A 14,889-nucleotide genomic window follows, 5' to 3' on the forward strand; every position below is an offset into this window, starting at 1 on the left:
GTGGCCAGCCCGGTTTGGGAGCGTGTAGCTCCAATAAAGAGAGAAGTCTGCTCGTCAATTTCTAAGCAATACGAGTTCCACCAAGCCTAATCATTACTTCATGTTAGGATACGGAGCGCAAGGCGGCGAAGGGCAAACATGTGCTCCTGCATGACCCACAATCCTGTAGGCCTAAAAGCGTCCGCCTGAAGCGTAGGATTCCGTATAAAACCCGACCAAATAAGATTTTATTCATTTGGTCTTGTAACTATTCTTTTGTGTCTATCTGATCGCTTGCTGCTCTTTTATAACGCGCAGCATTTGAAGCGTGTCATCTTCTGGTCCTTGTACAGGCAAACCTGCGGCTACATTCATATGGATGTAGTTGATGTTTTCTTCCGTAATGATTTCACCAGGAATGAAAATAGGAATACCTGGTGGATAAACCATGATGAATTCAGCGGAAATGCGTCCAACGGCGTCATTGATTGAAATGACTTCGGTCGTTGCATAAAAAGCATCGCGCGGGGTCATCGCTAACCGTGGAATATCAGGCAGCAGTACGACGGGCTCGATAATCGCTGCATCGCTATCGAAAGCCTCGCTCATGCGCTGTAGGGCATTAATCAATAAGTTTAATTCTTTGCGGGTGTCACCAATTGTGACTAAGCAGAGAATGTTGTATAAATCGGAAAGTTCAATTTCAATATTGGCGTTTTCTCTCAACCATTCTTCGGCTTGATGGCCTGTAATGCCTAAATTTTTGACTGTGATCAGCAGCTTTGTTGGGTCCATATCAAAAGTGGCCGAAGAATTCAGTAATTCTTTGCCTACACAATGCAAATGAGGAATCTTGTTGATGCGTTTGCGCGCGTCCTGAGCCAATCGGATGGCCTGGTCAATTAAATCATAGCCGTGAATGGCCAATTGGCGGCGTGCTGTGTCTAGTGATGCAAGAATTGGATAAGAAGTCGAAGTGGTCGTCAACATCGATAAGGTGGACTGTACGCGTTTTGGCGATACCAAGCCCTCCCGAACATTGAGTACAGAACTTTGTGTCATGGATCCGCCAAGCTTATGGACGGAAGTCGCTGCCATGTCCGCTCCTGCTGCCATTGCTGAAACAGGCAGGGACTTGTGGAAATGGATGTGGACGCCATGTGCTTCATCCACTAGGACTGGAACATTTCGCGCGTGCGCAATGTCGACGATCCGTTTTAAATCAGCAGCTACGCCAAAATAAGTAGGGTTGATAACGAGAACCGCTTTGGCGTCGGGATACTCAATCAACGCTTTTTCTACCGCTTCTGCAGAAATGCCATGAGAAATGCCGAGCTCAGGATCCACTTCCGGATGGATGAAAATTGGAATGGCCCCCGCAAAAACAATAGCAGACATAATGGATTTATGAACATTGCGTGGCACCAGTATTTTGTCATTGGGACCAACGACGCTCAGAATCATCGTCATGATGGCGCCGCTCGTGCCTTGCACAGAAAAGAATGTGTAATCTGCACCAAATGCCTTAGCAGCTAATTCCTGCGCCTCTTTGATGGCGCCCTTTGGAGAATGCAAATCGTCCAGAGGCGCGATATTAATCAAATCGATGGATAAAATATTATCGCCGACAAATTCCCGGAATGCGGGATCGACGCCTTGACCCTTTTTATGGCCCGGTATATGAAATTGGATCGGGTGCCGGTTTCGATGCTTTAAAAGCGCATCAAATAACGGAGTTTCTAATTGAGACAATGATAAGCCCACCTCACTAAATAAAATCAAAACAAAAAGAATTATAGCATGCCGCCACTCGCTATAGTACAAAATAAAAGGATTTTCTGTTGCAGAAGCGAATACATCTAACAGATAGAGACAAAAGGAGTGAGCTGATGGAATTCAATACGAGAGTGACAGAGCTGTTGGGGATTCGCTATCCGATTGTGCAAGGCGGCTTGGCTTATTTAGCCTATGCAGAATTGGCAGCCGCAGTTTCCAACGCTGGTGGGCTTGGGCAAATAACGGCCATGAGCCTTTCCACACCGGAAGAACTGCGCGAAGAAATCAAGAAAGTAAGAAGGTTGACGGACAAGCCTTTTGGTGTTAATTTTGCGATTGGCGATCATGGCCGTTCTTTTTCACATATGCTAGAGGTGGCGATAGAAGAAAAGGTGCCGGTGGTGTCAATGACAGGCGGCAATCCGACTCCGATATTTGAACAGCTAAAAGGGACAGATATTAAAAAACTGGTCCTGGTAGCTGCAAGACGGCAAGCAGAAAAAGCGGAAAGCTTAGGTGCGGACGCAGTGATGGTTGTTGGCCAAGAAGGCGGCGGGCATTTGGGGCGTGACGACATCGGAACGATGGTATTGATTCCGCAAGTAGTAGACGCGGTAAAAATCCCAGTGATTGCCTCTGGGGGGATCGGTGACGGTAGAGGATGGATGGCTGCACATGCACTCGGTGCAGACGGCATTGAAATGGGTACACGCTTTATTGCAACCAAAGAATGTGTCCATGCATCACAAGCTTATAAAGATCAATTGATCAATAGTTCGGAAACGGATACCGTTATTATCAAGCGCAGCATTGGCTCTCCAGCTAGAACCTTGCGGAGCGGCTGGACAGATAGAATTTTGGAAATTGAAAGCCAGACCCCCACTTACGAAGCTCTCAAAGACTTCATAAGCGGAGAAGCCAACAAACGCTTTATTTACGATGGAGAAAAAGACCAGGGGTTCGGATGGGCAGGCCAGGTTACCGGACTCATAAAAGATGTTCCGACGGTTCAGGAACTGATTGAGGACATGGTTAAACAAGCTGGAGAAATTCGCAAACAATGGGCAATTACCGAATGAAATGAGGGATGAGAAATGGATTATTCCTATCCATTTTCGATTGAATGGTCAACTGAAGAAATCATTGATGTTGTCAGTTTTTTTGAAGGCATTGAACTGGCTTACGAAAAGGGCATAAACAGGCAGGATTTATTAACGCGCTACCGGAAATTCAAACAGGTGGTTCCTGCGATATCAGAAGAAAAAACTTATTTTCGTGAATTTGAAGAAGAAAGCGGCTATGCCAGCTTTCCCGTTATCAAAGAAATGAAATCAGGAAGCGGCAGCGACGTGATCAAAATAAAAAAGAAGTAACAAAAAAACCTGCAGCCTTAACGGCTGACAGGTTCTTTTACTGGTTGGAGCAAAGCATTGTAGACAGGAAGCAGAGCTTCGAACGTATCTTCAGCGAATTGGAAAAACTGTTCTTTAGTTAAAGAAGCAGCTTGTTCTCTTGTCAAATGACGGCCAATCACAAATTCGCCTTTTTTTACGTCGCGCAGGCGAGTCAGTAACTTTTCAATGCCTTCATCCCCTAACTGAATTAACGAATCGGCTTGTGGCTTCATATGGTCACCAGAAGCGACAAAGTCATCTGATAACTGATCCAATACTTCGGAACGAAGCAGGTTCTCAGCCATCCCTGTTTTGTTGGGCGCTTCGTAAATTACTGCAAGGATGATAAACACATGGCTTTCCCACATGCCAATCTGAAAATGGGGAACGGCTTTGTATCCTCTTTTATATGGGGCAAAAGCAACCCAGCTGTCGTTTGGCGGATTGACCGTTCTCCGCATATGCTTGGCGACATGGGGGAAATACTCATCTCCAGTTTTACCTGAAAAATATGAGGAGAACTCAGTGCCGAGCTCTTCGAACTTCGGACGGACATATTCTTTCAATGCCTTCATTCTGGCATCCAGTCCGGGTGTATTAAAAACTTCGAAATCTTGTTCATTCCAATAAGACGTCAAGTAAATATCCTCCTTATAATTAGGTAATCAGGTTTCATTTTAACGAAGTTTGGGAAAAAAGAATATAAATACGATTTTGCTAATGGCTTTCATTTGAATAAAGTGGTATTATAATAATTGTAACAACATTAGTCAGAATTTTCGGAGTATGGTGAGAAAGGGGTGCTCATTATGAAACAGATGATTCAGATAATCCGTAAAGCGGATGTAGAAAAGGAATATGTGCACGTGCTGAAACTGGAACTGGACTATGAGCTTGCATCACTATTTGATGCAATGCAGCAGAAAGACGATCGTCAAATGTCTAAAAGCAAGCAGCGGCTTCAAGAGATTCACTTAGAACTGGAGGCCCTTCATGCGCTCTAATCTATCTATACATTAAAGGCATCTGCTGAAGTAAGACAGCGGATGCCTTTTTCGTTATACTGAAACAAATGAGGAGGGATACATACATGGACTTGCATGCTATGGACAATTACATAAAGTCACTGATCAAAGAAGCGGGACATCGGATCCGCAATTCATTTTTGACCGATATTACCATCGAATCAAAATCGAATGCCAATGACCTGGTGACGAATATCGACAAGGAAATCGAACAATTTTTTATTGAACGGATCCGCAAAGATTTTCCGGGGCACCGAATCTTTGGCGAAGAAGGGTTTGGAGACGACATCCAAGATTCAAAAGGAGTCATTTGGCTGTTGGATCCGATTGACGGCACCATGAACTTTGTCCATCAAAAGCGGAATTTTGCCATTTCATTGGGCATTTACGAAGAAGGCATTGGCAAACTTGGCTATATTTACGATGTTTTCAATGATGATTTATACCGTGGAATGAAAGATGGTGGCGCCTATTACAACGATGAACAGCTAAAGCCTTTAATGGAAACGGCGATTGCTGAATCGATCGTTGCAATGAATGCTACTTGGGCAGTGCCCAATCGTTACTTGGACCACGAAGCTGCCATACAACTAATTCGCGACGTCCGTGGGATGCGTTCTTATGGGTCGGCTGCGCTCGAACTTGCTTACCTCGCGAGTGGACGCGTTGACGCTTACATTTCCATGAGATTGTCTCCATGGGATATTGCAGGAGGTATGGTTATTGCGCAGGAAGTAGGGGCAGTAACGACAAACTTCAAAGGCAACCCTGCAAACTTGTTGAAACAAGATACATTCATCGCAGCCAACCCAGCTATACATCAAGAGCTAATAGAAAAATATATTCGATTCAAGTAAAAAAAGATGCGGAATTCCGCATCTTTTTTTATAATTATAGTAATCCGGCTTCCCGCATTTCTTTTTTCTTTTTGAAGCCCATGCCCATGACAAGGCAAAGCAATAAGATTGCCGCAAATATGCCAAGTACACTGCGCAGGCCAATAGCCAAGCCGATTCCGACCATTGCCAAGATTGCTGCCAGGGAATACAATACAAAGATCCATTTTGTGTTATTGATCAAGCTTTTCACGTAAATTTCCTCCCGTAGCTTACTGCCTAAAATAAAATCTTAGGGTTTTACACCTATATGTGCTATACTAGCACAGTTATAGACATGAAAAAAGAATATTGGAGTGAAATTATGACTAACTTACGTAACGACCTAAGAAACATTGCAATTATTGCCCACGTTGACCATGGTAAAACAACTCTAGTGGATCAGCTACTACAACAATCCGGAACTTTCCGATCCAACGAACATGTTGATGAACGCGCGATGGATTCTGGCGATATTGAAAGAGAACGCGGAATTACTATTCTTGCGAAAAATACTGCAATCCAATACAAAGACGCTAAAATCAACATCTTGGATACTCCTGGACACGCAGATTTCGGCGGAGAAGTTGAACGTATCATGAAAATGGTTGATGGTGTTCTATTAGTAGTAGACGCTTATGAAGGCTGTATGCCACAAACGCGCTTCGTACTGAAAAAAGCATTGGAACAAAACCTGAAGCCAATCGTTGTTGTAAACAAAATTGACCGTGACTTTGCACGTCCTGAAGAAGTGGTTGACGAAGTCATCGAATTGTTCATTGAACTTGAAGCCAATGACGATCAATTGGAATTCCCGGTTATTTTTGCATCAGGTATGAATGGAACAGCAAGCCTTTCAGCTGATCCTGCTGACCAAGAAGAAAACATGCAGGTCATTTATGATGCGATCCTGGAACACGTCCCAGCGCCAATCGATAACAGAGATGAGCCACTTCAGTTCCAAGTTGCTCTTCTTGATTACAGTGATTATGTTGGACGTATCGGAATCGGCCGCGTATTCCGCGGGACGATTGAAGTTGGACAATCGGTTTCATTGATGAAACTTGACGGTTCGTTTAAAAACTTCCGTGTTACGAAAATGCATGGTTTCATGGGCCTTAAGCGGGTGGAAATCGAAAAAGCCGAAGCTGGCGACTTGATTGCCATTTCTGGTATGGAAGACATCAACGTAGGGGAAACGGTTTGTCCACAGGATCATCAGGAAGCATTGCCGATCCTGCGCATCGATGAACCTACTCTACAAATGACTTTCCTAGTAAACAATAGCCCATTTGCAGGTAAAGAAGGAAAATGGATTACTTCTAGAAAAATTCAGGAGCGTTTGGATGCGCAATTGCAGACAGATGTATCCTTACGTGTAGACCAAACAGATTCACCGGATGCATGGGTTGTATCTGGACGCGGAGAGTTGCATTTGTCGATCTTGATCGAAAATATGCGCCGTGAAGGATTTGAAATTCAAGTTTCAAAACCTGAAGTTATCGTACGCATGGTTGACGGAGTTCGCTGCGAACCAGTAGAACGTGTTCAAGTAGACGTACCAGAAGAATACACAGGTTCAATCATCGAATCGTTAGGTGAACGTAAAGGCGAGATGCTGGATATGGTAAACAACGGCAGCGGACAAGTTCGTTTAGTGTTTAACGTACCAGCACGTGGATTGATCGGTTACACAACTGAATTCTTGACACAGACTCGCGGATACGGAATCATCAACCACACATTTGACAGCTACCAGCCAGTTGCTTCTGGCCGTGTTGGCGGACGTCGCCAAGGCGTATTGGTATCTATGGAGCGCGGTAAAGTTTCGACTTACGGCTTGATGGGCATTGAAGACCGCGGTACTGCATTTGTTGAAGTTGGCGCTGAAATCTACGAAGGCATGATCGTCGGAGAACATAACCGCGACAGCGACTTGACAGTAAACATCGTAAAAATCAAAGCTGCAACAAACATTCGTTCAGCTAACAAAGACCAAACGACGACAATGAAAAAAGCACGTTTGATGAGCCTTGAAGAAGCGCTTGAGTACTTGAATGATGATGAGTATTGCGAAATCACACCGCAAACAATTCGTCTGCGCAAAAAAATTCTTGATAAAAACGAACGTGAACGTATGGCTAAGAAAAAGAAAGTTGCCATCGAAGAATAAGCGAATGGGAAGGATGTATAGCCCGTGGACGATCAAGCTTTTGTCTATGACAATATGTATCCGGTAGCCCGAATTCTATATCAGAATATGCCGAGTTATGACATGGCAGGATACGCATTGTTTGCGGTAATTTTCCTGCTTTCGGCATTCGTTTATAAATTAGGGTTTGCTAAAAAGTTATCTATTGGAAAAAATGCATTGATTGGCCTGTTTCTGGCAGTCGGCGGTTTAGGGCTCACGTTTCTTGCCTTTTTCCTGCCAATTGTAGAAGGGCTCATTATTGCGGCGCTCATACTGATTCTTTACAAAATCCGCTTATGGCGCGAAAAACGCGAAAACGCTGTATCTCATTGAGATACAGCGTTTTTGCGTTCAAACGTTTTGTAGAGGATCGGCAATAGCAAAGCATATGTGAGATGGGCAAAAATCCAATACAGAAAAGCTCCCCAATCCGTGGCGGCTGGAACATCAGCTTCTACAGCAAGCCAGGACAATATAAAATAGAGGAATGGAAAAGGTGCAGACATTAGTAAGGAAATGATCACCAATTGGCCAAACGAGTAGTTGCGGCGTTTGGCAATATAGACAAATACTACACCGATGATCAACGCAATAATCATATGGAAAATAAATTCTGTAATCTCCGACCATTCCACATCGCCAATTATCGGGATAAAGTCAACATTCAATAGGAGCGTATATACTTGTTCGCCAGTGACGGATTGAATCCATTTGAGCAATAATCCCAAAATCAACCCGCTCCATAGTCCAATCCAGAGGCCTTTTAAGAGCTTCATCAGAAATCATCCTCAATGCTGCGAGAGCTTCGGTAAAAACGGAAAGAACCGGTCGCTAGGCGTTCCTTCGTCCTTTCGGTGATCCGGTCATGGCATTCATTGCACATGTGAGTGTGGATCGGTCTGTTGCGCAGGCGCTTTGCCTGGAGTGTATCATCTACTAATTCTTCAATTTTGTCGCAGATTACGCATTGTACGCGCATGCTGAATCACTCCTATTCGACTCGGATGGCTTGGATATCGGTAATTGGATCTTCCTGGTTGGAACCATCGGGAAGAAGCACATGGACAGGGCCATCTTCCTTTAGTGGCTTGCCATGGTCGCTGAACTTGAATACCAATTGTTCGGCATGTTCAATTGGAAAATCAAAATCTCCATGCAATGTTTCGAAAACAACACGTTTCGCGTGATCATGTGGTTCTGCATTTAAAAGAAAAGGCTTAAACAAAATGCCGAACGTGCCTGTCAGCATTTCTTTTTTTTCTTTGTTCTTGTACGTTTTTTCTGAATTCAAGGTCGGCGGCACTGTGCTGCCTTCCATGATTTCCCGAGACCAGTGTTCGCCCATTCCGCGTTTGTAGTCTTCGAGCTCATCTTTCTCGATCCGCTCTTCTTGGAAATAGGTCTCCAAATTCAGTTTTCGATCGTCAAAAATCCAAACAGTCGGATCCAATGTGAGCTTAAATTTCACTTCACCTTTAAAAGGTATAATAAATTCCATGGGTAAACCCTCCATTTACATAATCATTCTTTTAATAGTATACCTTCTTGTGTCAAGTTCCTAAAGGGATTGAGCTCTATTCATTATAGAGGCTTGCATTTTCCGTGCTTAAAAGATACACTTTAAACAGGAAAATAGAGAAGAAAACTCATAAAATGGGGGCGTCCTCATGGAACATACAGAAGAACAAACTTACCACCTAAAGGCTTTAGAGCTCCTTAGAGCCGACGCAGAAAAAATCGAGCAATTGATCAAGGTGCAAATGGATCATTTAACTTTGCCATCTTGTCCTTTATATGAAGAGGTGCTTGACACCCAAATGTTCGGCCTATCTCGTGAAATTGATTTTGCGGTTAAGCTGGGTCTGATCGAACGCGAGGCTGGAAAAAATTTAATGGATACCTTAGAGAAGAAACTTTCCATTCTTCACGAAGCGTATACAAATAAATGATCTAAAACTCAAACGAATTTTGTTTGGGTTTTTTTACTAATCTATCACCTATAAAATTAAAAGAGGTATAAAAATGAAATCCTACATCAAGAAATACGCAAAATTCTTTGACTATCCATTATTATTTACTTATTTGGCTTTAACAATATTCGGCTTAATCATGATTTACAGTTCAAGCATGGCGTGGTCGGTCAATTATTATGGCTCAGAGCCCGACCGTTTTTACATACAGCAATTGATAAACTTGGCGATCGCGTTTCCGGTCTTCGCAATTGCAGCCGTTTTCCCATACAAGCATTTTAAAAAACGGTGGATGATGATGACGATTTTAACCGTCGTTTTTGCCGGCTTGATTGCTGTCCACTTTGTTGGGTTCGCAGCTGGGGGCGCAAGAAGCTGGATTAGTCTCGGTTTTGCCAACATCCAGCCTTCTGAAGTAGCGAAAGTAGGCATTATCCTCTATTTAGCAGGTGTATTTTCAAACAAATACAATAACGGCACCATTAACAAATTAAACGAATCCATTATTCCCCCGGTCATTATTTTGACTCTTGTGCTGTTTTCCGTATTCTTGGAGCCGGATTTGGGCTCGATGCTGATTATCGGAGCTGTTGGCCTGTCCGTCATGTCTGCAAGCGGCGTCCGCCTCAAACCTTTTCTGCGGCTTGCCGGCGTCTTTATCGCAGCAGCATCCATCATCATTGTACCTTTTGTTATTTTTGCAGGAGATATGATTTTTACTGAAAAACGTTTAGGGCGCCTGGATGCCTTTTTCAATCCGTTTTCAGATGAGCTCGGTTTCGGCTTCCAAATTGTCAATGGGTACCTAGCTATTGGATCCGGCGGATTAGGTGGACTTGGTCTGGGACAATCAATTCAAAAATTAGGTTATTTGCCCGAACCTCATACCGATTTCATCATGTCGGTCATTGCGGAAGAGCTTGGTGTGTTGGGAGTCGTATTTGTACTGGGCGGTTTAGGGTTTGTCGTGCTGCGGGGTCTTTGGATTGCGATGACCACTCACGATCCATTAGCTAGAATGCTCGCAGCCGGAGTTGCCAGCATGATTGGTATCCAGTCTTTTGTGAATTTAGGTGGTTTGACCGGCATTATTCCATTGACGGGTGTAACACTTCCGTTTATCAGCTATGGCGGAACGTCTGTAATTTTGTTATCTTTAGCTATGGGAGTATTGATGAATGTTTCCATGTTCAATAAATACGAAAAAACGAAAAAGTAAAGGGTGTGCTGCGGTGTGAAGGAGATCAACAAAATATTGGTGGCAAACCGCGGGGAAATCGCTATTCGGGTTTTCCGCGCTTGCACAGAACTGAAAATTCAAACAGTTGCGATTTACTCACAGGAAGACAGTGGTTCATACCACCGCTATAAAGCGGACGAATCCTATTTAGTAGGCAAAGGAAAAAAACCAATTGATGCTTATCTGGATATTGAGGATATCATACGCATCGCGAAAGACTCCAATGTGGATGCTATTCATCCAGGTTACGGATTTTTATCCGAAAATGTTCATTTTGCAAGACGCTGCGAAGAAGAAGGCATTGTCTTTATCGGCCCAACTTCGAAGCACTTGGACATGTTTGGTGACAAAGTAAAAGCACGTTCACAAGCAATTGCTGCGGGCATTCCAGTTATTCCGGGTACAGATGGACCTGTTGAGTCCTTGGAAGAAGTCCAAGCTTTCAGTGAAAAAGCTGGATTCCCCTTAATGGTTAAAGCGTCTCTTGGAGGCGGCGGCCGCGGAATGCGGATCGTCAGAACACAGGAAGAATTAGCATCGTCATATGAACGTGCAAAGTCCGAGGCAAAAGCCGCTTTTGGTTCTGACGAAATGTACGTTGAGAAATTTGTCGAAAAACCTAAGCATATCGAAGTTCAAATTCTTGGCGATTCAGAAGGTAATGTCATTCATTTGTATGAAAGAGATTGTTCCATACAACGCCGTCATCAAAAAGTTGTGGAAATTGCACCTTCCAATTCAATCAGCAACGAACTGCGCAACGAAATTTGTGATGCTGCAGTCAAGCTGATGAAAAACATTAACTACATAAATGCGGGCACAGTAGAATTTCTTGTTGCCAATGACGAGTTTTATTTTATTGAAGTAAATCCGCGCATTCAAGTGGAACATACGATAACGGAAATGATTACCGGGATCGATATTGTTCACGCACAAATCCACATTGCCAGAGGGCATATGATTCACAGTGAAGAAATAGGCATCCCACAGCAGGATAAAATTCCATTGTTCGGATATGCCATTCAATCACGTGTAACAACAGAAGATCCGTTGAATGATTTTATGCCGGATGCTGGCAAACTAATGGTTTACCGTTCAGGCGGTGGATTTGGAGTGCGCCTCGATGCCGGAAACGGATTCCAAGGCGCGGTCATTTCACCGTATTACGATTCCCTATTGGTGAAAGTGTCGACCTGGGCAGTGACATTCAAAGAAGCAGCTGCCAAAATGGACCGCAATTTGCAGGAATTCAGGATTCGTGGAATCAAAACGAATATCCCTTTCCTGGAAAATGTAGTAAAACACAAAAAATTCATTAAAGGTGATTTTGATACCAGCTTTATTGATACGACTCCGGAGCTGTTCATTTTCCCAGTACGCCAAGACCGCGGAACTAAATTGCTGAGTTATATCGGCAATGTGACGGTCAATGGCTTTCCAGGTATCGAAAAGAAAAAGAAACCAATTTTCGGAGCTCCACGCAAACCGGAGATAGATTTACTGGCGCCGATACCAAACGGCACAAAGCAAATATTTGATCAGCAAGGTGCTGAAGGTTTAACGAAATGGATCCATGAGCAAAAAGACGTCCTTTTGACGGACACAACTTTCCGTGATGCCCACCAATCGCTTCTGGCTACACGCGTGCGTTCGCATGATTTGTATGAAATTGCTAAAGAAACGGCACATCTGCAAAGCGATTTGTTTTCATTGGAAATGTGGGGAGGCGCCACTTTTGACGTATCCTACAGGTTCCTGAAAGAAGATCCTTGGGAACGCTTGATCAAGCTTCGCCAGGAAATTCCAAATGTCTTGTTCCAAATGCTGTTCCGCGGTGCGAATGCTGTCGGGTATAAAAATTATCCGGATAATGTTATTCGTGAATTTGTGCGGAAATCTGGAGATGCAGGAATTGACGTGTTCCGTATCTTTGACAGCTTAAACTGGATCAAAGGAATGGAAGTGGCAATTGATGAAGTCCGCCAATCCGGCAAAATTGCAGAAGCAGCGATTTGTTACACAGGGGATATTTTAGACCCAAGCCGGGACAAATATACAGTTCAGTATTACAAAGAAATGGCGAAAGAATTGGAAGCAGCGGGTGCACATATTCTGGCAATCAAAGATATGGCCGGCTTGTTGAAACCAGAAGCGGCATATCGCTTAGTATCCGAGTTAAAGGATACGGTTTCGCTGCCAATCCACTTGCACACTCACGACACGAGCGGCAATGGCATCTATCTTTATTCAAAAGCAATCGAAGCTGGAGTGGACATTGTGGATACGGCACTTGGATCGATGGCAGGTCTGACATCGCAACCAAGCGCGAATTCGCTTTATTACGCAGCGAGCGGCAGTGGGCGTGAAGTACGAGCAAACATTGAGGGGCTCGAAAAACTGTCTCATTACTGGGAAGATGTCCGCAAACACTATGTGGATTTTGAAAGCGGCATGAACAGTCCGCATTCAGAAGTTTACGTACATGAAATGCCGGGCGGCCAATACAGCAATCTTCAGCAGCAGGCAAAAGCAGTAGGGTTGGGCATGCGCTGGGAAGAAGTCAAAGCAATGTATTCACGTGTCAACATGCTGTTTGGAGACGTTGTCAAAGTGACGCCTTCCTCGAAAATTGTAGGGGACATGGCTTTGTTCATGGTGCAAAACGAATTGGATGAAGAAACCGTGATTTCCCGTGGAAAATCAATCGACTTCCCGGAATCAGTCATTGAGTTTTTTGAAGGCTACATCGGTCAGCCGCATGGCGGATTCCCGAAAGAACTGCAAAAAGTTGTTCTAAAAGAACGCGAGCCGATCACAGTGCGGCCAGGTGAACTTTTGGAACCTGCAGATTTCGATGACATCCAGCGAACTTTGTATGATAAGTTGGAGCGCCCTGTAACAAGCCATGAGATATTGGCATATGCGCTTTATCCAAAAGTATTTGAAGAATATACAGCAACCAATGTCCAATTTGGCAAAGTATCGGTTCTCGACACCTTGACGTTCTTATACGGGATGAGATTAGGTGAAGAAATCGAAGTGGAAATTGAAAAAGGCAAGACATTGATGATTAAGTTGGTGTCGATTGGCGAACCGCAAAAAGATGGAACGCGGATTATTTATTTTGAATTGAATGGCCAGCCTCGCGAGGTCAGCATTCAGGATATGATGGTAGAAGCAGATAGTTCTGCCAAGCCAAAAGCAAATCCGACAAATGAAAGCCATATTGCAGCGACCATGCCGGGCACTGTGTTAAAAGTGCTAACGGAAAAAGGGGCTAAAGTGAGACGTGGAGACCACTTGCTGGTGACCGAAGCCATGAAGATGGAAACTACGGTTCAGGCTCCGTTTGACGGAACGATTCAAGACATCCACGTAGTTGCCGCAGATGGCATTTCTACAGGAGATCTTTTGATTGAAATGGAGAAAAAATAAAAAATGGCTGGCGCATTTGCGCCAGCCATTTTTTTATGAAGATTTTTTAATTCGGCTGCGCGAAACGAGCAGCACCATATAACACAGTAAGCCAAAAAGCATAGAAATCAACAGCGAATGAAGAAGTGCGACAAACAAATTTAATTTTGTCAGAACGACGAGCATTCCCGTTGTTGCCTGCAACAGCACGATGCCAAAGGCAATAATCCAACCCCAGTAAATCACACGCTGATTCTTGTACTCTTTGAATGCGTGCCACGCAATGTAGCCAAGCCAAATGACAATCAAGCCGGCAGCAGCGCGGTGGCCCATTTGAACCCATTCGTACATATTGCCTGGCAACGCAAAATCATCATTCCGACACAGCGGCCAATCTGAGCAAATCAGGCTGGATTCTGTGTGGCGAACCAACGCACCAGAATAAACCACAATATAGGAGTAGAGGGTAACACCAAGCGTATGGAAACGCAGTTTTTTTCCAATCTGTAAGCGATCGGCATCAAACTTCCGATCTACTTCAAAAACGAGCAGCGTCAGCAGCAAGATGGAAGCGAACGATAACAGGGAAATCCCGAAATGCAGCGCCAGGATAAAATCACCTTGTCCCCAAAGTACTTGTGCTGCTCCAATCAATGCTTGCAATACCAAGAAAAAAACAGCCATAACAGCCAAAAATTTCGTTTCCCGAACATGTCCAAATTTTCTCCATGCCCAGACTGCCAAGATGACAATCAAAATGCCAACTACTCCAGTAACGAGGCGATGAGAAAACTCAATTAATACTTCAGGCGTAATATTATCCGGAATCAGTTTGCCATTGCAGTCTGGCCAATTTCGGCCACAACCCAATCCACTGTCAGTTTTTGTAACGAGAGCACCGCCAAGTAGAATAAATAACATACCTACCGTAGCTGCCACAGCGAACCATTTAATATATCTATTTTGCTTCAAAACTCCACCTACTTTTTTTATAGAAAACTTTTCAACGTTCATCTGCCTGC

The 14,889-nt window shown here is 43.9% G+C and carries 16 protein-coding genes; 9 read left to right on the top strand and 7 right to left on the bottom strand.

Going from position 1 to position 14,889, the window contains the following annotated elements; genetic code table 11:
* Positions 1-261 precede the first annotated feature (261 nt).
* Positions 262-1,731 (bottom strand): aminotransferase class I/II-fold pyridoxal phosphate-dependent enzyme, encoded by a 1,470-nt coding sequence (locus AC4EHK_RS05585; RefSeq protein WP_490977794.1) that lies wholly within the window; start codon positions 1,729-1,731, stop codon positions 262-264.
* Positions 1,732-1,868: 137 nt separating this feature from the next.
* Here AC4EHK_RS05585 and AC4EHK_RS05590 point away from each other — a divergent pair, with 137 nt between their 5' ends.
* Positions 1,869-2,834: an NAD(P)H-dependent flavin oxidoreductase gene (locus tag AC4EHK_RS05590; protein ID WP_490977795.1), complete on the top strand. Its 966-nt coding sequence runs from the start codon at positions 1,869-1,871 to the stop codon at positions 2,832-2,834.
* Between the two features lie 15 nt (positions 2,835-2,849).
* A complete protein-coding gene (locus AC4EHK_RS05595; protein ID WP_490977796.1) occupies positions 2,850-3,128 on the top strand; it encodes a UPF0223 family protein in 279 nt (92 codons plus the stop codon).
* A 17-nt stretch (positions 3,129-3,145) separates the two neighbouring features.
* Here AC4EHK_RS05595 and AC4EHK_RS05600 read toward each other — a convergent pair whose 3' ends face one another.
* Positions 3,146-3,787 (bottom strand): YktB family protein, encoded by a 642-nt coding sequence (locus tag AC4EHK_RS05600; protein WP_490977797.1) that lies wholly within the window; start codon positions 3,785-3,787, stop codon positions 3,146-3,148.
* Between the two features lie 171 nt (positions 3,788-3,958).
* On the opposite strand from AC4EHK_RS05600, the gene AC4EHK_RS05605 reads away from it, so the two are divergent.
* Together AC4EHK_RS05605 and AC4EHK_RS05610 are read left to right on the top strand one after the other, a co-directional pair.
* The gene (locus AC4EHK_RS05605) at positions 3,959-4,153 is read left to right on the top strand and encodes a YkzI domain-containing protein (RefSeq protein WP_490977798.1); all 195 of its coding nucleotides are present in this window, start codon (positions 3,959-3,961) and stop codon (positions 4,151-4,153) included.
* Between the two features lie 86 nt (positions 4,154-4,239).
* A complete protein-coding gene (locus tag AC4EHK_RS05610) occupies positions 4,240-5,031 on the top strand; it encodes an inositol monophosphatase family protein (RefSeq protein WP_490977799.1) in 792 nt (263 codons plus the stop codon).
* Between the two features lie 34 nt (positions 5,032-5,065).
* Here AC4EHK_RS05610 and AC4EHK_RS05615 read toward each other — a convergent pair whose 3' ends face one another.
* Entirely contained in the window at positions 5,066-5,263 is a 198-nt protein-coding gene (locus tag AC4EHK_RS05615) for a YlaF family protein (RefSeq protein ID WP_490977800.1), read from the bottom strand.
* A gap of 111 nt (positions 5,264-5,374) precedes the next feature.
* Here AC4EHK_RS05615 and typA point away from each other — a divergent pair, with 111 nt between their 5' ends.
* On the top strand, positions 5,375-7,222 hold the full coding sequence (gene typA / locus AC4EHK_RS05620; protein WP_490977801.1) for a translational GTPase TypA: 1,848 nt from the start codon (positions 5,375-5,377) through the stop codon (positions 7,220-7,222).
* A gap of 24 nt (positions 7,223-7,246) precedes the next feature.
* Positions 7,247-7,576, top strand: a complete 330-nt coding sequence (locus tag AC4EHK_RS05625; protein ID WP_490977802.1) for a YlaH-like family protein — start codon at positions 7,247-7,249, stop codon at positions 7,574-7,576.
* On the opposite strand, the gene AC4EHK_RS05630 is transcribed toward AC4EHK_RS05625, so the two are convergent.
* The 3 genes from AC4EHK_RS05630 to AC4EHK_RS05640 are packed head-to-tail and all read right to left on the bottom strand — an operon-like array spanning position 7,570 to position 8,741.
* Positions 7,570-8,019 (bottom strand): hypothetical protein, encoded by a 450-nt coding sequence (locus AC4EHK_RS05630; RefSeq protein WP_490977803.1) that lies wholly within the window; start codon positions 8,017-8,019, stop codon positions 7,570-7,572. The genes AC4EHK_RS05625 and AC4EHK_RS05630 overlap by 7 nt on opposite strands.
* The gene (locus AC4EHK_RS05635) at positions 8,019-8,222 is read right to left on the bottom strand and encodes a YlaI family protein (protein ID WP_146556486.1); all 204 of its coding nucleotides are present in this window, start codon (positions 8,220-8,222) and stop codon (positions 8,019-8,021) included. Before AC4EHK_RS05635 ends, AC4EHK_RS05630 begins: the two co-directional genes overlap by 1 nt.
* A gap of 12 nt (positions 8,223-8,234) precedes the next feature.
* Complete coding sequence (locus tag AC4EHK_RS05640) at positions 8,235-8,741, bottom strand: peptidyl-prolyl cis-trans isomerase (RefSeq protein WP_490977804.1); 507 nt, start codon at positions 8,739-8,741, stop codon at positions 8,235-8,237.
* A gap of 169 nt (positions 8,742-8,910) precedes the next feature.
* Between AC4EHK_RS05640 and AC4EHK_RS05645 the strand changes: the two genes are divergently transcribed.
* The 3 genes from AC4EHK_RS05645 to pyc all read left to right on the top strand — a co-directional run bounded on the left by AC4EHK_RS05645 (position 8,911) and on the right by pyc (position 13,888).
* Positions 8,911-9,192, top strand: a complete 282-nt coding sequence (locus AC4EHK_RS05645; RefSeq protein WP_006828871.1) for an Fpa/YlaN family protein — start codon at positions 8,911-8,913, stop codon at positions 9,190-9,192.
* A 73-nt stretch (positions 9,193-9,265) separates the two neighbouring features.
* Entirely contained in the window at positions 9,266-10,432 is a 1,167-nt protein-coding gene (locus AC4EHK_RS05650; protein ID WP_490977805.1) for an FtsW/RodA/SpoVE family cell cycle protein, read from the top strand.
* Between the two features lie 15 nt (positions 10,433-10,447).
* Positions 10,448-13,888 (top strand): pyruvate carboxylase, encoded by a 3,441-nt coding sequence (gene pyc / locus AC4EHK_RS05655; protein ID WP_490977806.1) that lies wholly within the window; start codon positions 10,448-10,450, stop codon positions 13,886-13,888.
* 33 nt (positions 13,889-13,921) lie between these two features.
* On the opposite strand, the gene AC4EHK_RS05660 is transcribed toward pyc, so the two are convergent.
* The gene (locus tag AC4EHK_RS05660; RefSeq protein ID WP_490977807.1) at positions 13,922-14,881 is read right to left on the bottom strand and encodes a COX15/CtaA family protein; all 960 of its coding nucleotides are present in this window, start codon (positions 14,879-14,881) and stop codon (positions 13,922-13,924) included.
* Positions 14,882-14,889 lie beyond the last annotated feature (8 nt).

It is taken from the genome of Planococcus sp. TJ-307 (assembly GCF_058268435.1).

Coding starts and splice junctions, on each gene's coding strand:
- AC4EHK_RS05610 (WP_490977799.1), top strand. CDS start 4,240: ATGGACTTGCATGCTATGGACAATTACATAAAGTCACTGATCAAAGAA.
- typA (WP_490977801.1), top strand. CDS start 5,375: ATGACTAACTTACGTAACGACCTAAGAAACATTGCAATTATTGCCCAC.
- AC4EHK_RS05640 (WP_490977804.1), bottom strand. CDS start 8,741: ATGGAATTTATTATACCTTTTAAAGGTGAAGTGAAATTTAAGCTCACA.
- AC4EHK_RS05660 (WP_490977807.1), bottom strand. CDS start 14,881: ATGAACGTTGAAAAGTTTTCTATAAAAAAAGTAGGTGGAGTTTTGAAG.
- AC4EHK_RS05605 (WP_490977798.1), top strand. CDS start 3,959: ATGAAACAGATGATTCAGATAATCCGTAAAGCGGATGTAGAAAAGGAA.
- AC4EHK_RS05590 (WP_490977795.1), top strand. CDS start 1,869: ATGGAATTCAATACGAGAGTGACAGAGCTGTTGGGGATTCGCTATCCG.
- AC4EHK_RS05650 (WP_490977805.1), top strand. CDS start 9,266: ATGAAATCCTACATCAAGAAATACGCAAAATTCTTTGACTATCCATTA.
- AC4EHK_RS05635 (WP_146556486.1), bottom strand. CDS start 8,222: ATGCGCGTACAATGCGTAATCTGCGACAAAATTGAAGAATTAGTAGAT.
- AC4EHK_RS05645 (WP_006828871.1), top strand. CDS start 8,911: ATGGAACATACAGAAGAACAAACTTACCACCTAAAGGCTTTAGAGCTC.
- AC4EHK_RS05630 (WP_490977803.1), bottom strand. CDS start 8,019: ATGAAGCTCTTAAAAGGCCTCTGGATTGGACTATGGAGCGGGTTGATT.
- AC4EHK_RS05595 (WP_490977796.1), top strand. CDS start 2,850: ATGGATTATTCCTATCCATTTTCGATTGAATGGTCAACTGAAGAAATC.